The sequence below is a fragment of the Pseudomonas sp. SIMBA_068 genome (genome assembly GCF_046534705.1).
Taxonomy (GTDB): Bacteria; Pseudomonadota; Gammaproteobacteria; order Pseudomonadales; family Pseudomonadaceae; genus Aquipseudomonas; species Aquipseudomonas putida.
Map to the genome: position 1 here is coordinate 1 of NZ_JAWRYI010000272.1, position 301 is coordinate 301.

The 301-nt window shown below is 59.1% G+C and carries 1 protein-coding gene; it reads left to right on the forward strand.

Features of this window, described 5'->3' with window-relative positions; genetic code table 11:
- Nucleotides 1–84: 84 nt before the first annotated feature.
- A partial coding sequence (locus SB756_RS29155; RefSeq protein ID WP_410913010.1) for an LLM class flavin-dependent oxidoreductase occupies nt 85–301 on the forward strand: 217 nt, incomplete at its 3' end.

Below are 301 nucleotides of genomic sequence, written 5' to 3' on the forward strand. Positions count from 1 at the left end.
TATGCCAATCATCTCTTGCCAGTAAAAGTGACGATTCAGGATCGCATCTGGCATCCGCATACCGTGACGCAATAAGGAGCAACAATGAGCGTATCCATTTTCTGGTTCCTGCCGACGCATGGCGACGGTCACTATCTTGGTACCGCCGAAGGGGCGCGACCGGTTGATCACGCCTATCTGCAACAGGTGGCGCAGGCCGCTGACCGCCTCGGTTTTGGTGGCGTACTGATCCCGACCGGCCGCTCCTGTGAAGATGCCTGGCTGGTTGCCGCCTCGCTGATTCCGGTGACGCAGCGCCTGC